Origin of the sequence: Streptomyces sp. NPDC097640, from assembly GCF_040302705.1 — a bacterium.
Lineage (GTDB): Bacteria > Actinomycetota > Actinomycetes > Streptomycetales > Streptomycetaceae > Streptomyces.
Genome location: NZ_JBEOSB010000012.1, coordinates 130281 through 149309, shown reverse-complemented (window position 1 = coordinate 149309; position 19029 = coordinate 130281). Strand labels below are relative to the sequence as shown.

The window sequence follows — 19029 nt, the reverse complement described above, 5'->3', positions numbered from 1 at the left end:
GTGGATCAGGTGGATCACATATACAACGGCATGCCGGCCAAGCATCTCGGTGCGGAAGGCTGGCGCAAGCCCTGGAGCGGCCCCAACGGCGGCGCCTGCGTCGAGGTCATGAAGCTGAGCGACGGCCGCGTGGCGCTGCGCCAGTCGACCGACCCCGACGGCCCCGCGCTGATCTACACGCCTCTTGAGATCGAGAAGTTCATCCAGGGCGCCAAGGCGGGCGCCGCGGACTTCCTTCTCACCCGTACAGAACCGAACCTGACCACCTCGGCGGGTACCGCAGCAGAACGGAGGGCCGCCGCATGAGCGAGCAAGACCTCGGCCAGGGCCGGATCGACACCACCAAGCCGCATTCGGCCCGGATGTACGACTACTACCTCAACGGCAAGGACCACTACGAGGTGGACGCGGAGGCGGCCGCCAAGGTGCTGGCCGTCCATCCGACGGTCAAGCTCAACGCCAAGGTCAACCGGGGGTTCATCCACCGGGCGACCCGCTGGCTGGCGGGCGAGGCGGGGATCCGGCAGTTCCTCGACATCGGCACCGGCATCCCCACCGCGCCCAACCTCCACCAGGTCGCCCAGTCCGTGGCCCCGGACGCCCGGGTCGTGTACACCGACAACGACCCGATCGTGCTGGTGTACGCCCAGGCCCTGCTGACCGGCACGCCGGAAGGGCGTACCGCCTATGTCGAGGCCGACGTCCGCGAGCCCCAGAAGATCATCACGGCTCCGGAGCTGCTGGAGACGCTGGACCTGGACAAGCCGGTGGCCATGTCCGTGAACGCGCTCTTCCACTTCATCCCGGAGGAGGCGAAGCCGTACGAGATCGTGCGCGAGCTGATGGACGCGCTCCCCTCGGGCAGCTACCTGATGATGTCGCACTCCACGCACGACTTCTCGGCGGACACCTGGCGGAAGGTCATCGAGGTCTACAAGGAGAACGGGATTCCCTTCATCACGCGCTCCAAGACCGAGGTCGCGCGCTTCTTCGAGGGCATGGAGCTCGTCGACCCCGGCGTCTCGGAGCCGCACTTCTGGAAGCCCGAGGCCGGTGACCGCCCGGAGGACATCCGCAGCGCCGACATATCCATGTGGGCGGGAGTGGCCCGCAAGCCATGACCCCCACGAACCCCATGAACCCCCTCAACATCGACACCACGAAGCCGCACTCGGCGCGGATGTACGACTACTACCTCGGCGGCAAGGACCACTACCAGGTCGACGAGGAGGCCGCGGCCCATGTCATGGCGGTCTTCCCGGGCGTCAAGACATGTGCGCGGGAGAACCGTTCGTTCATGCACCGGGCGACCCGCTGGCTGGCGGGCGAGGCCGGAATCCGGCAGTTCCTCGACATCGGCACCGGCATCCCCACCGCGCCCAACCTCCACCAGGTCGCCCAGTCCGTGGCCCCGGACGCCCGGGTCGTCTACGCCGACAACGACCCCATCGTCCTCGCCTACGCGCAGGCCCTGCTGAACGGCACCCCCGAGGGCCGCACCACCTACATCCAGGCGGACGTGCGCGAACCCGAGCGCATCCTCGGCGCCGCCGAGCTGCACGAGACGCTCGACCTGAGCAAGCCGGTGGCGCTGTCCATGAACGCCCTGTTCCACTTCATCCCGGACGACGACAAGCCGTACGACATCGTCCGGCAGCTGATGGACCCCCTGCCCTCGGGCAGCTATCTGATCCTGACCCACTGCACCCCGGACTTCGCCCCGGAGACCTGGGCAAGGGTCGTCGACGTCTACCGCCAGGGCGGCATCCCCGCCCAGGTGCGCAGCAGAAACGAGGTCGAGGTGTTTTTCGAGGGCCTGGAGCTCATCGAGCCGGGTGTGGCGGAGCCGCATCTGTGGCGGCCGGACGGTGAGCGCGCGCTCGACAGCGCCGATGTCTCGTTCTGGGTGGGAGTGGCGCGCAAACCATGAACCGGATGCACATCGACACCACGAAGCCGCACTCGGCGCGGATGTACGACTACTACCTCGGCGGCAAGGACCACTACCAGGTCGACGAGGAGGCCGCCCGCAAGGTCATGGAGGTCTATCCGGGCATCATCCCGTGTGCCCGGAGCAACCGCGCCTTCATGCACCGGGCGACCCGCTGGCTGGTGAGCGAGGCGGGGATCCGGCAGTTCCTGGACATCGGGACCGCCATCCCGACCGCGCCCAACCTCCACCAGGTCGCCCAGAGCATCGCCCCGGACGCCCGGGTCGTCTACGCCGACAACGACCCCATCGTGCTGGCGTACGCCCAGGCCCTGCTGCACGGCACGCCCGAGGGGCGCACCGCCTACATCGAGGCCGACGTCCGCGAGCCCGAGACCATCCTGGGCTCGCCGGAGCTGCTGGAGACGCTCGATCTGAGCGAGCCCGTGGCGCTGTCGATCAACGCGACGCTGCACTTCATCCCGGACCAGTACGGGACGTACGAGATCGTGGAGCGGCTGATGGACGCCCTGCCCTCGGGCAGCTTTCTCGAGATCAGCCACAGCTCGCCGGACTTCGACAAGGCGAGCGTGGACGCGGCGGTCGCGATCTACCGCAAGGGCGGCATCGAGGCCCAGCTGCGTACCAAGGGCGAGATCGAGAAGTTCTTCCACGGTCTGGAGCTGATCGAGCCGGGGATCGTGCCGCCGCACCGGTGGTGGCCCGACGGCCCGGTCACGGTCACCGACGAGGAGGTCTCCTTCTGGGCCGGCGTGGCCCGCAAGCCCTGAGGCTCCCCGCCCCCCGCTCGACGAATCGCGGCTCATCCCGGGCCGTCCCGCCTCGTCGTGGGGGGCCTCCCGGTGGTGGCCGGGGGCGGCTCCCCGACCGTGAAGCCCATGACCGCGCCGCCGCCCGCCCGCCGCTCGGCGAAGACCGTGCCGCCATGGGCGGCGGCCACCTCCCGGACGATGGCCAGGCCGAGCCCGGAGCCGGGCAGGCTGCGGGCGCCGGGGGCGCGGTAGAAGCGGTCGAAGACCCGGTGGCGGTCCTCCTCGGCCACGCCGGGCCCCCGGTCCAGCACCGCCACCCGGCCGCCGTCGATCACCACCTCGATGGGCGTGGTGCCCTCCTGGTCGAACTTGGCCGCGTTCTCCACCAGGTTGGTGATGGCGCGCTGGAGGGACGCCGAGCGCCCGTCCACCACCGTGTCGTCCGCGGTCACCACGATCTCCCGGCCGGTGCGGCGGCGGGCCAGCCCGGCGGCCCGGTGTGCCACCTCGCCGAGCGAGGTGGCCGCCCGCGGCTCGTCGTCGCGCTGCCCGGCCGCCAGGCTGACCAGCTCGTTGACCAGGTCGGTCAGCTCCCGGGTCTCCCCCGTGAGATCGGCCAGCAGCTCCTCGCGGGTCGACGGCGGCAGCTCCTCGAAGCGGCGCAGCAGCGAGATGTTGGTCCGCAGCGAGGTGAGCGGGGTGCGCAGCTCGTGCCCGGCGTCCTGGACCAGCCGCCGCTGGTCGTCCTTGGACCGCGCGAGCTGGCCGAGCATGCCGTCGAAGGCCCGCCCCAGCCGGCCCACCTCGTCCTCCCCGGCGACCGGCACCGCCACATCCATCCGCCCCGTGGCCGTCACGCTCTCGGCGACCCCGGTCAGCCGCACCAGACGCCGGGTGATGCGCCCCGCCAGCCACCATCCGGCCACCCCGGCCGCCACGATGGCCGCGCCCACGAACAGCGCCGTGCGCTTCTGGAGCTCCCGCAGCAGGTCCTCGCTGTCGCTGAACTGCTGCGCCACCTGCACCGCGCCCCGGCCGGCGCCGAGCGAGACGGTGGCCATCCGGAACCGCTCATCGCCGATCTCGACGTCCCGCCGCTCCACCAGGCCCGCCGTGCGGGACGCCGCCATCCGGCGCTCGGCGGCGCCCACCGGCAGGGCGGGGCTCCCCCGGTCGGCGACGGTGCCCGTGGGGCGGATGATCTGGACGTCGGTACGGGTGGGGCGGCGGAGGTCGTCGCGCGGGCCGTCGTGGTCGGGGTCGGTCTGGACGAAGTCCCCGTAGCCGAGCGGCTGCTGCCGGACCTGGCTCCGCAGATCGTGGATGACCTCGCCGAAGACGCTCTGCTGGTCGACCCGCACCAGCCCGGCCGCCGCGTCGTAGCTGAGGAAGCCGACCAGGAGGGTGACGGCGGCGGCCACCGCGGCGAAGGAGATCGCGAAGGTGATGCGCAGGCTGGATCTGGGGCGGCGCGGGCGCGGGAGCGGCACGGTCACGCCTCCCGGAGGGTGTAGCCGACGCCCCGTACGGTGTGGATGAGCGGGACCAGCCCGGGGTGGTCCACCTTGCGCCGCAGATAGCCGATGTAGACGGCGAGGTTCTTCGATCCGGGGCCGAAGTCATAGCCCCATATGCGGTCGTAGATCGTGGCGTGGTCCAGCACGATGCCGCTGTTGCGCACCAGCAACTCCAGCAGGTCGAACTCGGTGCGGGTGAGCTCCAGCTCCTCCCCGCCCCGCCAGACCCGCCGGGCCGAGGGGTCCAGGCGCAGATCCGCCACCTCCGCCGTGCCGTCCTCCGGCCCGCTCTCCTCCTCGGCCGGCGCCGGGGCGACCGGGGCGGCGCGGCGCAGCAGGGCGCGCAGCCGGGCGAAGACCTCGTCCACGTCGAAGGGCTTGGCCACATAGTCGTCGGCGCCCGCGTCGAGCCCCTCGATCCGGTCGGCGGTCTCCACCCGGGCGGTCAGCATGAGGATCGGGGTGCGGTCGCCTTCCGCGCGCAGCACCCGGCACACCTGGAGCCCGTCCAGGCCCGGCATCATCACATCCAGCACGATCACGTCCGGGCGCTCGCGGTGGACGGCGGCCAGCGCCTCGATGCCGTCGGGGACGGCGGTGACCTGGTAGCCCTCCAGCGCCAGGGCGCGCTCGAGCGCCTGCCGGATGGCCCGGTCGTCCTCCGCGAGCAGCACGGTGTTGTACGTCGTCACACCCCGAGTCTGCCAAGCCCGGCGGGGTGCGGGCGTCGCCGGGCACCCCGGTGGCCTGGCTTCTTACCCTGCTCTCACCTCGTTCTGGCGGCCGGCTTACCGTGCAAGGCCATGGTGTCCACAACGATCCGGGGGTTTCGGTCCCCGGTGCCGTCACCGTCGGAGAGACACCATATGAAGATCGCCTTCCTGCTCCACAACGTCTACGCGATCGGCGGGACGATCAGGACCACGCTGAACCTGGCGGCGGCCCTGGCGGAGCGGCACGATGTGGAGATCGCCTCGATGCAGCGGCACCGTGAGACGCCCCGTTTCACCGTGGACCCCCGGGTGCGGCTCGTCCCACTGGTTGACACGCGTCCGAGCGGCCTCGACGCGCAAGACCCGCGGTTCGGCGAGCCCGCCCGGGACTTTCCCGCCGCCGAGAAGCGGTACCGCCAGTACACCCGGCTGCACGACGAGCGGGTCGCGGAGTATCTGCGCACCAGCGACGCCGATGTGATCATCGGCACCCGCCCCGGCGCCAATGTCTACATAGCCCGGTTCGCCCCGCGCCACGCGCTGCGCATCGGCCAGGAGCATCTGCGGCACGACGCGCACAGCAAGGCGCTGCGGGCCGAGCTCGCCCGCCACTACCGGACCCTCGACGCCGTCGTCACCACGACGGAGGCGGACGCGGCGGTCTACCGGGCGAAGATGCCCCTGCCGGGCGTACGGACCCTCGCCGTGCCCAACAGCGTGCCGGCGCCCCCGGTCAGCCCCTCGGACGGCACCGCCCCGGTCATCGCCGCGGCCGGGCGGCTGGTCCGCGGCAAGCGCTTCGACCTGCTGATCGAGGCGTTCTCGGCGGTCGCGGACAAGCACCCCGAGTGGCGGCTGAAGATCTACGGCGGGGGCACCGAGGAGGAGCGGCTCCAGGCCCTCATCGAGCGGCTCGGCCTGACGGAGAGCGCCCGGCTGATGGGGCCGCACTCGCCGATCGAGGCGGAGTTCGCCAAGGCGTCGCTGGTGGCGGTCGCCTCGGACGCCGAGTCCTTCGGCATGACGATCGTCGAGGCGATGCGCTGCGGGGTCCCCGTGGTCAGCACGGACTGCCCGCTCGGCCCGGCGGAGATCATCCAGGACGGGGTGACCGGCCGGCTCGTCCCGACCGGCGACAAGGACGCCCTGGCCGGCGCGCTGCTGGACCTCATCGACGACGCCCCGGCCCGGCGGGCGATGGGCGCGGCGGCACTGGAGAGCGCGTGGGCCTACGACCCCGCGCCGATCGCCCTGCGCTACGAGCGCCTCTTCGAGGACCTGGCGGCGAGCCGCCTCTCCCGCGGCTGGCAGCGCGGCCGGGCCCGGGCGCGCCGGCGCGCGGGCGGCGTGGCCCGCCGCTGGCTCACCGCCGTCCGCCGCGCGACCCGCCCCGACCGCCCGCTCCCCGCGATCCCCGCGACGGGCGCGAAGCGCCCATGAGGAACGGTCCCGGCCCCCGGACCACCCCACCCACCGGCTACCCGCCGACCACCCGGCCGCGCCACCCCGGCGCACGCACCGCGCGGGGCCCCGCGCGTCCCGCCACGCGGCGCGAAGCGCCCGCCACCCCGCGAGGCCGCGCGGGCTTCGCGGGAGTCGGGGCCACCCCATGCCCGCCCAGGCCCGGGCGCGGGCGGAGCGCCGCTCGCCCGGCGGCGGACGGCGGCCGCGTCCCTTTGGTGGCCCGTGCGCGACGCGGCGCGTCGGCGGCGGCCGCTTACGCCGCCGCACCCCGGCGGGAAGCCGACGGGCGGGGCGAGCCGTGACCGCGACGGTGGTGGGGCGGCCCGTCGCCGCGCAGAGCCCGGCGCGGGCCCGGCGGGAGGTGCCGTGGCTCGCGGTCGTCGCGGGGGTGTACGCCGTGGTGCAGCTGGCCATGGTCGTACCGCACATGGGCGGTGGGCTGCTGTGGGACGAGAGCGTCTACGCCTCCCAGGTGGATCCGCACCGTCCCGCGGCCTTCTTCAGCGCCCCGCGGTCCCGTGGCATCAGCTATCTCGTCGCGCCCGTGGTCGCCGCGACCTCCTCGGTCGTGGCGCTGCGGGTGGTTCTGGCCCTGCTGTCGGCGGCCGCCCTGTACGCCGTCTTCCGCGTGTGGGGGCCGCTGGTGGGGCGGGGCACCGCCGCACTGGCCGCGCTGTTGTTCTCCGGGCTGTGGATCACCCAGATCAGCGGGTCGCAGGTGATGCCGAACCTGTGGGTGGCGCTGGGCGCGGTGGCCGCCGTGGGCTGGTTTCTGCGGGCCCCGGCCGAGCCGCGTGCCCGCTGGTGGCTGGCCGCCGCCGTGGCCGGGGTCACGCTGCTGCGGATGCCGGACGGCGGCTGGCTCGGGCTGCCGCTGCTGGCGGCCGCGGTGTGCGTACGCCGGTGGCGGCCCGCGCTGCCCGCGCTGCTGGGCGGGCTCGCGCTGGGCGCGGCGCCCTGGGTCGCCGAGGCGTACGCGCGGTTCGGGGGCGTCGGGGCGCGGCTGCGGGCCTCCAGCGCCACGGAGGGCGGGATGGTGCCGCAGCTCAACGTGGGCACCGCGCTGCGCAGCCTCAACGGCCCGCTGCTGTGCCGCCCGTGCCAGGTGCCGCTGCGCCACCCGGAGCTGACGCTGTGGTGGCTCGCCCTGCCGCTGCTGGCGGCCGTCGCGGTCGCCGTGGCCGTACGGGACCACCGCGCCGGGCGCGGCCGGGCGCTGCCCGCGACCGTGCTGCCGGTGGTGTGCGCCGCCTCGATGGCCGTGCCGTATCTGCTGCTCATCGACTACTCGGCGCCCCGCTTCCTGCTGCCCGCCTACGCGCTGCTCGCCCTGCCCCTGGCCGCCCTCGCGGCGCGCGCGGTGCGGGCCGGGCGCTCGACGGTGCCGGTCGCTGCCGCCCTCGGGGTCGTGCTGGCGCTCCAGCTGGGGAGCCAGTACGCCGTCCTCGCGGACACCACGCACCAGGCCGCCGCCACCGCCGAGCGATACCAGCGGGCGGCGGCCGGACTGCGGGCGCTGGGGCTGCGGCCGCCGTGTCTGGTGGCCGGTCCGCGCGCGCTGCCGATCGGCTACGCGGCGGGCTGCGCCTCCGCCGAGGTGCGCGGCAACAACACCTCGACCACGGCGTCCGCGCTGCTGCGCCGGGCCGCCCACGAGCCGACCGCGGTGTTCGGCCACGCCCCCGGGCACGGCCTGCCGTCGCTGCGCGCCCGCGGCTGGACGCGGCACACCCTGCCCGGCACGGGCGGCCTGAGCGTGTACGTGTCCCCGGGCTCCGGACGCGCCGAGCGGCCGGCGCAGCGGTAAATTGTGAGGGTCCGGGGCGCCCTCCAGCCCGCGTGACCACTCCCGTTCCGCTGCTCCTGTGTTGCCTCTCGGCCGACCCCTCCCGCCGAGCCGAAGGAGTCCGCTCATGTCCAAGGGCTACTGGGTCGTGGCCTACCGTTCGATCTCCGATCCCGCGAAGTCGGCCGCGTACGTGAAGCTGGCCGTCCCGGTCATCGACAAGGCCAGGGGACGCTATCTCACCCTCGGAGGACAGGTCGTCGCCCACGAGGCCGGGGTGGCGGAGCGAACGGTCGTCATCGAGTTCGACAGCTTCGAGCTGGCCGTCGCCACGCATGACAGCGAGGACTACCAGAAGGCGCTGACCGTGCTGGGCGACGGCGCGGACCGGGACTTCCGCATCGTCGAGGGCGCCGACTGACCGCCTACCACTCCGTGGGGGCGTAGTCCTTCAGGAAGCAGCCGAAGACGTCCTCGCCGCCCTCGCCCCGCACGATCGGGTCATAGACGCGGGCCGCGCCGTCGACGAGGTCGAGCGGGGCGTGGAAGCCCTCGGCCGCCAGCCGCATCTTGTCGGGGTGCGGGCGCTCGTCGGTGATCCATCCGGTGTCGACGCTGGTCATCAGGATGGCGTCGGACTCGAACATCTCGCGGGCGCTGGTGCGGGTCAGCATGTTGAGGGCGGCCTTGGCCATGTTGGTGTGCGGATGGCCCGCGCCCTTGTAGCCGCGGCTGAACTTGCCCTCCATGGCGGACACGTTGACCACGTACTTCCGCCGCGCGGGCGAGGCCGCCATCGTCGGGCGCAACCGGCTGACCAGGATGAACGGCGCCGTCTCATTGCACAGCTGCACTTCGAGCAGCTCGACCGGGTCGACCTGGTCCACCCGCTGGATCCAGGTGTTGGAGGCGTCCAGGTCGGGGACCAGCCCGCCCGCGTCGATCGCGGTGCCCGCCTCGATCCGCGCGGGCGAGGCGGAGCCGCTGGTCAGGGCGAGGGCGGTGAGGTCCTGCGCGCTCAGCGCGCCCTCGCGCGAGGCCGCCGGCCCCGGCAGGGCCGCCTGGGCGCCGCTGCCGAACGCGCCCAGGACGACGGACTCGGGCAGCTCCCCGGCGGGCAGCGCGGCCGACTCGCCCGCTATGAGCTCCGCGTACGCGGCGGGCGTGCGGCGCACGGTCTGCGCCGCGTTGTTGATCAGGATGTCCAGCGGGCCCGCCGCGCTCACCGAGTCGGTCAGCGCGATCACCTGGGCGGGGTCCCGCAGATCGATGCCGACGACCTTCAGCCGGTGCAGCCACTCCCCGCTGTCCGGCATGGCCTTGAAGCGCCGGATCGCGTCGTTCGGGAAGCGCGTGGTGATGGTGGTGTGCGCGCCGTCGCGCAGCAGCCGCAGCGCGATATACATGCCGATCTTCGCCCGGCCGCCGGTGAGCAGCGCCCGGCGCCCGCTGAGATCGGTGCGCGCGTCGCGCCGGTCCCGGTTCTTCGCGGCGCAGTCCTGGCAGAGCTGGTGGTAGAAGGCGTCGACCTCGACATAGCGGCTCTTGCAGGTGTAGCAGGACCGGGGCCGCTGGAGGATGCCCGCGATCTGGGTGGTCACCGAGCTGGTCAGGGCCAGGCCCAGCGTCTCGTCGTCGATGCGGTCGGCGGCGCCGGTGGCCGTGGCCTCGGTGACCGCCTTGTCGTGCGCCGTCTTCGCGGCCCGGCGCTCCTGGCGCCTGCGCTGCTTGACCGTCCGGTAGATACCGGAGGTGGCGCGGCGCACCGCGATGGCGTCGGGGTGGTCCACCGGCAGCTGGTCGAGCTCCTCGAGCACGCTCAGGCAGGTCGCCAGGCGCTCCGGGTCGATGCCCGTCTGCTCGGCCAGGCCGTTTTCAGTCACCGTCATTCGCCGCTGCCACTTTCTGCTTCGCCCGTTCCAGGGCGGAGCCCTAGGTGGTGGTGGGGTGGGTAACGGCGAAACTTTACGGAAGCGAGGGCGGCGTCGCCAAACCCGGAGCGGGCTCACCCCCGCTCGGGCTTGCGGTAGACGTAGCGGGCGGCACCCGCCGGGGCGGCCCCGGTGAGCGCGCGGATCAGGCCGTGGTCCGGGGAGAGTGCGCAGGCCGGGTCCGTGGCGGCCGCGTCGCCGGTCAGCGCGTACGCCTGGCAGCGGCAGCCGCCGAAGTCCTCGGCGCGGTGGGAGCAGCTGCGGCACGGCTCCTGCATCCAGCTCTCGCCGCGGTAGCGGGCGAACGCGCCGGAGTGGTTCCAGATCCAGTCCAGCGGGTGGTCGCGTACGTTCGGCGGGTCAAGCCCGGGGAGCGCGGCCGCCGCCGGGCAGGGCAGCGCGGTGCCGTCGGGCGCCACGGTGAGCGAGACCGCGCCCCAGCCGCCCATGCAGGGCTTGGCGACCCCGTCGAAGTAGTCGGGGACCACCCACACCAGGTCCGTCCCGCCGCCCAGGCGCTCCCGCCACCGCTCGACGGCCTCACGGGCCCGCCCCAGCTGCTCCCGGGTGGGCAGCAGCGCGGAGCGGTTGCGCAGCGCCCAGCCGTAGAACTGGGTGTTGGCCAGCTCGATCCGCTGGGCGCCCCAGGACACCCCGAGCTCCACCAGGTCGTCGAACGCGTCGAGGTTGTCGCGGTGCAGCACGATGTTGAGGCCCAGCGGCAGCCCCGTCTCGCGGACCAGGGCGGCGGCCCGCTCCTTGTCGGCGAAGGACCGGCGCCCGGCGATGCGGTCCGAGGCGCCCGGGTCGGCATGCTGGACGGACAGCTGGACACCGCGCAGCCCGGCGTCCACCAGCGCCGCCAGCCGCGCCGCGGTCAGCCCGACGCCGCTGGTGACCAGCTGGGTGTAGATCCCGGCGGACTCGGCGGCGGCGGTGATCGTCTCCAGGTCGGCGCGCAGCAGCGGCTCGCCGCCCGACAGATGGGTGTGCACCACGCCCAGCTCCCCGGCCTGCCGCATCACCTCCGCCCACTCCGCGCCGGTCAGCTCCCGGGAGCGGCGGACCAGCTCCAGCGGGTTGGAGCAGTACGGGCAGTGCAGCGGGCAGCCGTGGGTGAGCTCGGCCAGCAGGGCCCAGGGGGGCGGCGCGTCGGTCATCGCAGCCAGCCCTCCCGCCGGAGGCGGTCGAGGAAGGCGGGGACCTCGGTGGCCACGGGGGCGCCGGGGAAGCGCCCGGCCAGTTCCGCGACGATCGCGTCGAGGCCGCGGGCGCCGTCGCACAGCCGCAGGATCTCGCCCGCGGTGCCGTGCAGCACGACCACCCGCTCGGGCACCACCAGCAGGTCCACCCCGCGCACCCGGTCGTGGCGGAGGTGGGCCACCGGCGCGAGCGCGGGCCGCCACGGAGGCGCGGCGGCCGTCGTGGTACCGGCTTCCCCGGCCGTGTCGGCGGTCACGGGGGTGTCGGCGGTCACGGAGGTGTCGGCGGTCACGGGCCCTCCTTGGGGTCGGCGTGGTCCACCGCGTCCAGCAGCGACCACAGCACATCGCATTTGAACGACAGCGCCGCCACGGCCCGCTCCCGGTCCTCCTCGCTGCGCGCCCACGACAGCACCAGCTCCAGGGCCTCCCGGCTGTCCCGGCGCCCCTGGGTCTCGCGGGTGCGGAAGTAGGCGAGCCCGTCGCCGTCGATCCACCGGTAGTGGCGCTCGAAGGCTCCGACGCGGGTGCGCATGATGTCCGGGGCCGACAGCTCGGTGAGCGAGGCGGCGACCGCCTCCAGCGGGGGGCGCAGCCGGCAGAAGTTGACGTAGCCGTCGACGGCGAGCCGCACCCCCGGCAGCACGTCCTGGCCCGCCAGCAACCGGGAGCGGTCCAGGCCCGCGGCCTCGCCGAGCCTGAGCCACCGCTCGATCCCGCCCTCGCCCTCGGCCGTGCCGTCGTGGTCCTGGATGCGCCGCAGCCACATCCGGCGCAGCGCCGGGGTGTCCAGCTTGGCGGTGATCAGGGCGTCCTTGACGGGGATGTGGCGCTGGTAGTGGAAGCGGTTGGCGATCCAGCGGCGGAGCTCGTCGGGGGTCAACTCGCCTTGGTGCATACGGACGTTGAAGGGGTGGCGGTCGTGGTAGCGCTCGCGCGCCACGGTCCGCAGCCGCTCCTCGAACGCAGGTGTGTCGCTCACAGCTCGATCACCATCCCGTCGGCTGCCACCTCGAGGCCCATGGCGGCCAGCTCCTGGTGCTGGGGCGCCGCCGGGTCGGCGAGGGGGTTGGTGTTGTTCAGATGGGTGTAGAGGCAGCGGGCCGGGAGTTCGGCGAGCCGCTTGGCGGTGCCGCCGGGGCCGTCGATGGGCAGATGTCCCATGCCGGTGGCGGTGCGGGTGGAGAACCCGGCGCGCCGGGGCTCCTCGTCGTCCCAGAACGTGCCGTCGACGATCACGCAGTCGGCCTCGGCGGCCGCCCGCTGGAAGGTGTCGGACCAGACGGCGAGGGCCGGGGCGTAGAGGAGGGACCGGCCGGTGTCCCGGTCGGCCAGGCGCAGCGCCACCACCCATGCGCCGTCCCCCGCCGCGTCGGCCGCCATACCGGCCGCGTAGCGCGGGCGTTTGGCGGAGACCGGCACGGCGCCGACGGTCAGGGCCGAGCCCTCGGCGAGGGGCACCGGCGCCGTGTCGAGCGGGCGCCACCGCAGGGTGGTGTACGGGCCCAGGACGTCGCCGAGGTGGAGGCCGTCGAGCAGGGCCCGGCGCACGGGGGCGGTGGCGAGCACATCGACACCGTCGGCCGCCTCGCGGAGCCGGGCGATGCCGAGGGTGTGGTCGAGTTCCGCGTCGGTGAGGACCACGCCGGCCAGCGGGGTGTGGCGGGGCCGCGGCCCGGGGTGCAGGTCGGGGCAGTCCTCGATCTGGTCGCCGAGGTCGGGGGTGGCGTTGACGAGGTACCAGCGGCCCTCGGCGGCCCGTACGGCGAGGGAGGCGTGGCGGCGGCGCCGGCCGGGGTGGGCGCGTGCCCCGGAGCAACCGGGGCACGCGCAGTTCCACTGGGGCAGTCCGCCGCCCGCCGCGGTGCCGAGCACGCGCAGCAGCATGGCGGCGCCGTCAGCGGTTGGTCAGCGAGTAGGCGGTGACCTCCAACGCGGTGTCCACGACCACGTAGTCGGGGGTCTGCCAGGCCGTTTCCTCGGGGCGGGGGCGTGTCTGCTCCGCCGTCCGCCTCGACTGGGGTTCGGTCCGCTGCACGGTTTCGTTCATGTCCGTACCTGCCTTCCTGTGTGTTGGGGGGTGATCCACGGGACGGATTCCCATGGATCCGCACGGAGGGTGATGGACGAGGCGTTCACGGGTCTCAGGAGCTCTTTCCCGCATAGCCGGAGCCGACCCGCACCTCGTCGATGAGCAGCTTCTGGTAGCGCTTGGTGTCGGTGGCGGCGGCCCAGGTGCTGTTCACGGTGAGCCGGACGTACCGCTTGGTGGTGGCGGGGAGGTCGATGAACTGCACACCGCGGGCGCTGGGGAGGGTGCCGGTCTTGACGGCGCTCCCCCAGTCGGTGCCGTCGCTGGACACCTGGACCTGGTAGTCGCGGATGCGGGCGGACTGCTCGGTGTCCGAGCGGGCGTAACTCACCGACCATTCGCGCTGGTTGACGGCCAGATACCGGATGCTCTTGGCGGAGCGCAGATCGAGGGTGAGCGAGACCGGCAGCTTGGTGTTGTTGTCCCAGTAGGTCTGGGGGTTGGCGTCGAGGACGGCGGAGGCCGGGTGTCCGCTCGCCGCGGCGCTCGCGCTCGCGGTCATGGAGTCGGCGGCGATCAGCCCCTGTCTGCCGTCGGTCTCGACCTTGAGGACCGTGTCGTAGGGGTCCCAGTCGGCGATCCCGGTGATGGTGATCTTGCCGCCGCCCTGGCTGAAACTCAGCTGCTCGCCGGTGCGGAAGTCGGTGATCCGCTGGGCCCGGTAGCCGTTGTCCCGCAGAGTCAGCGTGGCGCCGGAGGGCTTGGTCAGGACGTGTACGAAGTGCTGGTCCGGGTCCGCCTTGGAGACCGTGGTCACCCCGCGGGCCCCGTCGTTCCAGGCCCCGGGGGCGAGGCCGCCGTAGCTGTAGCCGCCGCCCTCGGTGCCGTTCAGCGAGCCCCAGATGGCGTCCAGATAGGTCTTGGCGAAGTTGTTGAAGGCTTCCTGTTTGCTCGGGAACCTGCCGTTCACCTGCGCGGTCTCGGCCATCAGCGATTTGACGGAGGACCCGGAATCGGCGATCAGACGGCCGAGGGTCAGCGCGTGGTCCACCGAGGAGTCGGTGTCGCTGTACCACCAGGCGCCGCTGCTCGGGAGCTTGAAGCAGGCCTCGGTCAGCCGGGGCTGGGGGCTCCAGATCGCCTGCGGGTAGTCGTAGGCCGGGGTCATGCCGGTCTTCTGCTCGTTGCTGACCGTGTCCATGATCGGCGTGTCTTCGTTGTTGTTGCTCAGCAGCCAGCCCGGGCGGTCCGCGCGGACCTTCTCGTAGAGGCCGTGGTCGATCCAGTAGTCGTTGTCGTTGTCGATCCAGAAGCCGGACAGCTTGGGGTACTTCCGCATGACCTCGACGAAGTTGTCATAGCCGTACTCGCCGAATCCGTCGCGGGTGGTCAGGTCGACATCGCGGCCCTTGTAGGCGGAGTAGCCGGCCGAATCCAGCCATTCATGGCCGCCCTCGTCGTGCCACTGCGGGTCGTCGGTCATATAGAGCAGGACCTTCAGCCCCTGGGCGTCGGCGGCGTTGATCAGCTCGCCCAGGAAGTCCCGCTTGGTGGAGCAGCTGCCGGGGATGTCGGACGGCCAGGCGCGCGCGTATCCGAGGCGGCTGTGGAACGAGGCCAGCACCAGGTATTTGGCGTGCAGCTTCTTGGCCTCGCCGACCCAGTATCCGGCGCTCCAGCCGCCGTCGGTCACCGCCTTCTCCCAGGCGGAGCAGCTGGTGTAGCCCGGCGAGGTGCGCATGCCCCAGTGCAGGAAGAGCCCTGCCTGGGAGTCGCGCAGCCACTGCTGGCGCGCGTGTGTGACCTCGGCCCGCGCGGGCGCGGGACCGGCCATGACGAGGGTGCCGACGGCGAGCAGTAAGGCGGTCAGCCAGGCGCGAAGACGTCCGCGCGGTCTGCGGCCCATGGGGTTCCTTCCCCGAGCTGTCGGTGCCGGGCGATGAGGGGCGTGGGTGCGCGTGGTGTTCTGTTGCAGAGTTGCGAGGTGTCAGGGCCTGGTCAATGGGGCGTACGCAAAAAGTCCTCCGATCTCTACCGCTCCACCTGACGATGCATCACACATCAAGCAGCACAAACCCGCAGGCAGTTGCGGCAATTCGGGGTCTCGAACACCTCTCACGCCCCTTAAGTCTGCACCAATGCTTGACTCGACAGGACACACCTCCTACCTTCCGCGATACGCCAACACCCCCCGCCCCAACCATGGCAGAGCTGTTGACGGAATAGGAACCTTTCTTTACAGTCCCCCTCAACAGCGATTCACCTCATGCGCCACTCCCCCACCGCGGCCTTTCCATGTCCGACAAGTTCATGGATATGTCCAAAGGTCAGACAGGAGAATCACTGATGGAGCGCAATCCGCTCGGGGGCCGCCGCGCCGCGGTGGCCCTGGCGGCAGCAGGCGCGCTGCTCCTCCCCGCGGTCGCCGCCCACGCCGCGCAACGATCGCCGAGCGCGCCCACCGCCTGGAGCCTCAAGTGGAGCCCCGCGTCGGGGGCCAGTGTCGCCGACTCCTTCGAGGGCTCCGAGGACGACCGCGCCGACTCCCACCCCGGGGTCACCCACATCTACCCGAACAGTGGCGGATTCCGCACCGACATGCACTACCCCAAGGACGTGGACACCAGCACCGACCGCCAGCGCAACGAGGTCCGGGGCATGCGGCAGAACGGCGCCGCCGTGAAGATCCTCAAGGACGAGACCTGGCGGATCCAGTACCAGATGTATGTGCCGGACACGCTGGACGCGACCACCGGCTTCACCCACATCATGCAGATCAAGGTGGGCGACGTGGCCGCGCCGCTGTTCACCATGTCCCTCCACCAGCACGACGACGGCCCCAAGGTCGAGATGCGCACCTCGGACGACGCCGAGAACCTGACGGAGGCCGGAGCCGCCGGCATGGCGCCGATCCAGGGCGCGTGGAGCGATGTGTCGGTCGAGGTGAAGGCGTCGGACTCCGGGGCATACGTCGACTGGTCGGTCGTCACCGACGGGAAGACGGTAGCGAAGCACAAGCGCACCGGTCTTGACATGTGGCGCGGTAAGAACTATCTGCGGCCCAAGTGGGGCATCTATCGCAGCCTCAACAGCGGTGGCCTCCAGACGACTTACCTGCTCACCCGCAACTTCAAGGCGTACAAGCTCCAGTAGGAGGAGACGCTCGTGAAGAGCCATCGGAAACTCGTGGTGGCGGCCACCGCCGCCGCACTCGCCGCCGGGCTGCTGGTCGGAACGGCCGGGACGGGCAACGCCTCGACCGACAGAGCCGACTCGGTGCCGTCGAGCATCAAGACCGTCTCGTCCGGCTGGTCGATCCCCTGGGGGCTCAGCTGGCTGCCCGACGGGTCGGCGCTGATCACCGAGCGCGACTCGTTCAAGGTGTTCAAGCTCACCCAGTCGGGCACCAGGACCCAGGTCGGCTCGGTGCCCAACGTCGTGACCACCAGCGGCGAGGGCGGGTTACTGGGGATCGCGGTGTCCCCCAACTGGAACACCGACCACTACGTCTACCTCATGCACACCGCCTCCGAGGGCAACCGGATCGCCCGGATGACCTTCGACGGCTCCTCGCTGAGCGGATACACCACGCTGGTCAGCGGCATCAAGAAGAACAAGTACCACAACGGCGGACGGCTCAAGTTCGGCCCGGACGGCTATCTGTACGCCACGGCCGGGGACGCGCAGACGTCCGACCTCGCCCAGGACAAGAACTCGCTCAACGGCAAGATCCTGCGGATGACCACGGACGGCAAGCCGGCCCCCGGCAACCCGTTCGGCACCCTCGTCTACTCCTACGGCCACCGCAACCCGCAGGGCCTCACCTGGGACGCGCAGGGGCGGCTGTGGGAGGCCGAGCTCGGCAACAGCACGTACGACGAGCTCAATCTGATCGAGCCGGGCAAGAACTACGGCTGGCCCACCTGCGAGGGCACCTGCTCCACCTCCGGGATGACCAACCCCAAGCGCCAGTGGTCGGTCGGCGACGCCTCGCCCAGCGGGGTCACCTACGCCGACGGCGCGCTCTACATGGCGGCGCTGAGGGGCGAGCGGCTGTGGCGGATCCCGGTCGACGGCACGTCCGCGGGCACCCCGCAGGCGTACTACGTCAGTGAGTACGGACGGCAGCGCACGGTCGAGACGGTCCCGGGCAAGAACACCCTGTGGCTGTCCACGACCAACGCCGACAACAACGGCGGCGAGCCGGACGGCGCGGACAAGGTGTTCCAGATCGAGCTGAAGTAGCCTCCGCCACCGCCGGTCGCGCTCCGCGGTCCGCCGCGGAGCGCGGCCGTGCGGGGTGGTCAGTGTGCGAGGCGCTCGTTCATGAGGAGGAAGGCGCCCAGGCCGTGGAGGTCGTTGGTGTTGCGCTTGCGGCCGAAGTAGTAGGCCAGATCGCCCACGTTGGTGCCCTCGCTGATGTCGGCGATGTCGGTCAGCCCGTCCGCGTTGACGCTCACCTTCTCCAGGACGCCCTGGTAGCCGCGGCGCGCGGCGGACACATACGCGCCGCCGGCGATGTAGCCGCGCCGCAGGGCCGCGTGCAGCATCAGGGTGTACATGCTGGAGGCGGAGGTCTCGGTCCAGTTGCCCGCCTCGCTCCCCTTGTCCACGACCTGGAACCAGCGGCCGGTGCCCGGGTCCTGGTAGCGGACGAACCCCTTGGCCAGGTGTCTGACGTTGGCGATGAGCTGGGCCCGCCGGGGGTGGTTCGCGGGCAGCAACTCCAGCACCTCGATATGGGTCATCGCGGTCCAGCCGATGGCCCGGGCCCAGTGGTAGGCGGAGGTGCCGGTGGCGGGGTCGGGCGACCAGGGGGCGTCGCCGTCGGCGTCGTACGCGTGGTAGAGCAGCCCGTTCGACGCCTTGAGGTGGGTGAAGTACACGGCCAGGTTGCGGGTGACCTCGTCGTACGCGTAGGCCTCGTCCCCGTACGCGAGCCCGTAGCGCAGCAGGAACGGCTGGGCCATGAAGACGCCGTCCGCCCACAGCTCGTTGGTCTTGCCGGTGGCGTGCCACATGCCGCCGTCGGTGGTGCGCGGATAGGTCGTGATGCGGGTGCGGATCTGGTCGGCGGCGGTGCGGTACCGCGGATCGCCGGTCTCCTTGTGGAGGATCAGCAGCAGGTTTCCGGACTGCATGGCGTCCAGGTTGTCGAAGCTGTGGTTGATGTGGCCGTCCGCGTCCACGTAATAGTCCACCCACCGCTTGATGTACGCGAGGTAGGACGGCTCCTTGACCCGCTGGTACACCCCGTAGGTGCCGTAGAGGAACAGCCCGCGCGTGTAGCCCCAGCCGCCCAGGGACTTCGGGTCCGGGTTGCGGGCGATGGTGGAGTCCACCACGGCCCGGGACCAGTCGGCCGGGGCCGCCTCCGCGGTCGCCCCGAGGAGGAGGCCGCCGGTGATGCCCAGGGTGCTCGCGAGTACGGTCCTGCGTCTGATCACTGGTCTTCTCCCGAGTGTCCGGTGTTCGGTGTCCGGTATCCGTGTTCGCGCCAGGTGATTGTTCTGAGCACGCCAAGAATAGATCTGATATTTGGATGCAGCAATGGGTCAATTGCCAGGAAATGAGCCAGATCTGAGGGCGCGATTTTCATCGAGAGGTCGGACCTCACCCACCCCAGTAACGCTCGCGGACCCACCCGCGTTAGGCATCGGAGACCCGCACGCACACCGGAT

Annotated in this window: 19 protein-coding genes; 9 read left to right on the top strand and 10 right to left on the bottom strand. The window is 71.9% G+C overall.

What is annotated here, in order from left to right:
• Window positions 1–30 precede the first annotated feature (30 nt).
• From ABTY62_RS20670 to ABTY62_RS20655, 4 genes are read left to right on the top strand one after another with little or no spacing between them, the layout of a single operon-like run.
• Window positions 31–306, top strand: coding sequence for a DUF397 domain-containing protein (locus ABTY62_RS20670; RefSeq protein WP_385351410.1), 276 nt, complete (start codon window positions 31–33; stop codon window positions 304–306).
• Window positions 303–1121 (top strand): SAM-dependent methyltransferase, encoded by an 819-nt coding sequence (locus ABTY62_RS20665; protein WP_352130874.1) that lies wholly within the window; start codon window positions 303–305, stop codon window positions 1119–1121. Before ABTY62_RS20670 ends, ABTY62_RS20665 begins: the two co-directional genes overlap by 4 nt.
• Window positions 1118–1930, top strand: coding sequence for an SAM-dependent methyltransferase (locus ABTY62_RS20660; protein ID WP_352130873.1), 813 nt, complete (start codon window positions 1118–1120; stop codon window positions 1928–1930). Before ABTY62_RS20665 ends, ABTY62_RS20660 begins: the two co-directional genes overlap by 4 nt.
• Entirely contained in the window at window positions 1927–2721 is a 795-nt protein-coding gene (locus ABTY62_RS20655; RefSeq protein ID WP_311726867.1) for an SAM-dependent methyltransferase, read from the top strand. The genes ABTY62_RS20660 and ABTY62_RS20655 overlap by 4 nt, the downstream gene beginning before the upstream one ends.
• A gap of 32 nt (window positions 2722–2753) precedes the next feature.
• Here the strand turns inward: ABTY62_RS20655 and ABTY62_RS20650 are convergent, their stop codons facing one another.
• Entirely contained in the window at window positions 2754–4193 is a 1440-nt protein-coding gene (locus ABTY62_RS20650) for a HAMP domain-containing sensor histidine kinase (protein WP_352130971.1), read from the bottom strand.
• A gap of 2 nt (window positions 4194–4195) precedes the next feature.
• Window positions 4196–4912 (bottom strand): response regulator transcription factor, encoded by a 717-nt coding sequence (locus tag ABTY62_RS20645; protein WP_352130871.1) that lies wholly within the window; start codon window positions 4910–4912, stop codon window positions 4196–4198.
• A 174-nt stretch (window positions 4913–5086) separates the two neighbouring features.
• Between ABTY62_RS20645 and ABTY62_RS20640 the strand changes: the two genes are divergently transcribed.
• The 3 genes from ABTY62_RS20640 to ABTY62_RS20630 all read left to right on the top strand — a co-directional run bounded on the left by ABTY62_RS20640 (window position 5087) and on the right by ABTY62_RS20630 (window position 8604).
• A complete protein-coding gene (locus ABTY62_RS20640) occupies window positions 5087–6373 on the top strand; it encodes a glycosyltransferase family 4 protein (protein WP_352130870.1) in 1287 nt (428 codons plus the stop codon).
• Window positions 6374–6695: 322 nt separating this feature from the next.
• Window positions 6696–8204 (top strand): hypothetical protein, encoded by a 1509-nt coding sequence (locus ABTY62_RS20635; RefSeq protein ID WP_352130869.1) that lies wholly within the window; start codon window positions 6696–6698, stop codon window positions 8202–8204.
• A 106-nt stretch (window positions 8205–8310) separates the two neighbouring features.
• On the top strand, window positions 8311–8604 hold the full coding sequence (locus ABTY62_RS20630; protein ID WP_311726871.1) for a DUF1330 domain-containing protein: 294 nt from the start codon (window positions 8311–8313) through the stop codon (window positions 8602–8604).
• 4 nt (window positions 8605–8608) lie between these two features.
• Here ABTY62_RS20630 and ABTY62_RS20625 read toward each other — a convergent pair whose 3' ends face one another.
• The 7 genes from ABTY62_RS20625 to ABTY62_RS20595 form a co-directional block, all read right to left on the bottom strand.
• Window positions 8609–10072 carry an SDR family NAD(P)-dependent oxidoreductase gene (locus ABTY62_RS20625; protein ID WP_352130868.1) on the bottom strand — a complete coding sequence of 488 codons (1464 nt, stop codon included), beginning with the start codon at window positions 10070–10072 and terminating at the stop codon, window positions 8609–8611.
• 116 nt (window positions 10073–10188) lie between these two features.
• On the bottom strand, window positions 10189–11274 hold the full coding sequence (pqqE, locus tag ABTY62_RS20620) for a pyrroloquinoline quinone biosynthesis protein PqqE (protein ID WP_352130867.1): 1086 nt from the start codon (window positions 11272–11274) through the stop codon (window positions 10189–10191).
• Window positions 11271–11573, bottom strand: coding sequence for a pyrroloquinoline quinone biosynthesis peptide chaperone PqqD (gene pqqD, locus ABTY62_RS20615; RefSeq protein WP_352130970.1), 303 nt, complete (start codon window positions 11571–11573; stop codon window positions 11271–11273). Before pqqD ends, pqqE begins: the two co-directional genes overlap by 4 nt.
• Window positions 11574–11605: 32 nt before the next feature.
• On the bottom strand, window positions 11606–12298 hold the full coding sequence (pqqC, locus tag ABTY62_RS20610; protein ID WP_352130866.1) for a pyrroloquinoline-quinone synthase PqqC: 693 nt from the start codon (window positions 12296–12298) through the stop codon (window positions 11606–11608).
• Window positions 12295–13203: a pyrroloquinoline quinone biosynthesis protein PqqB gene (pqqB, locus tag ABTY62_RS20605; protein ID WP_352130865.1), complete on the bottom strand. Its 909-nt coding sequence runs from the start codon at window positions 13201–13203 to the stop codon at window positions 12295–12297. The genes pqqC and pqqB overlap by 4 nt, the downstream gene beginning before the upstream one ends.
• A 10-nt stretch (window positions 13204–13213) precedes the next feature.
• A complete protein-coding gene (gene pqqA, locus ABTY62_RS20600) occupies window positions 13214–13366 on the bottom strand; it encodes a pyrroloquinoline quinone precursor peptide PqqA (RefSeq protein WP_352130864.1) in 153 nt (50 codons plus the stop codon).
• Between the two features lie 94 nt (window positions 13367–13460).
• Complete coding sequence (locus ABTY62_RS20595; RefSeq protein ID WP_352130863.1) at window positions 13461–15254, bottom strand: discoidin domain-containing protein; 1794 nt, start codon at window positions 15252–15254, stop codon at window positions 13461–13463.
• Window positions 15255–15694: 440 nt separating this feature from the next.
• Between ABTY62_RS20595 and ABTY62_RS20590 the strand changes: the two genes are divergently transcribed.
• Window positions 15695–16501, top strand: coding sequence for a hypothetical protein (locus ABTY62_RS20590; RefSeq protein ID WP_352130862.1), 807 nt, complete (start codon window positions 15695–15697; stop codon window positions 16499–16501).
• Between the two features lie 12 nt (window positions 16502–16513).
• Window positions 16514–17593, top strand: coding sequence for a PQQ-dependent sugar dehydrogenase (locus tag ABTY62_RS20585; protein ID WP_352130861.1), 1080 nt, complete (start codon window positions 16514–16516; stop codon window positions 17591–17593).
• A 59-nt stretch (window positions 17594–17652) separates the two neighbouring features.
• Here the strand turns inward: ABTY62_RS20585 and ABTY62_RS20580 are convergent, their stop codons facing one another.
• Window positions 17653–18795, bottom strand: coding sequence for a glycoside hydrolase family 88/105 protein (locus ABTY62_RS20580; protein WP_352130860.1), 1143 nt, complete (start codon window positions 18793–18795; stop codon window positions 17653–17655).
• Between the last annotated feature and the right edge of the window lie 234 nt (window positions 18796–19029).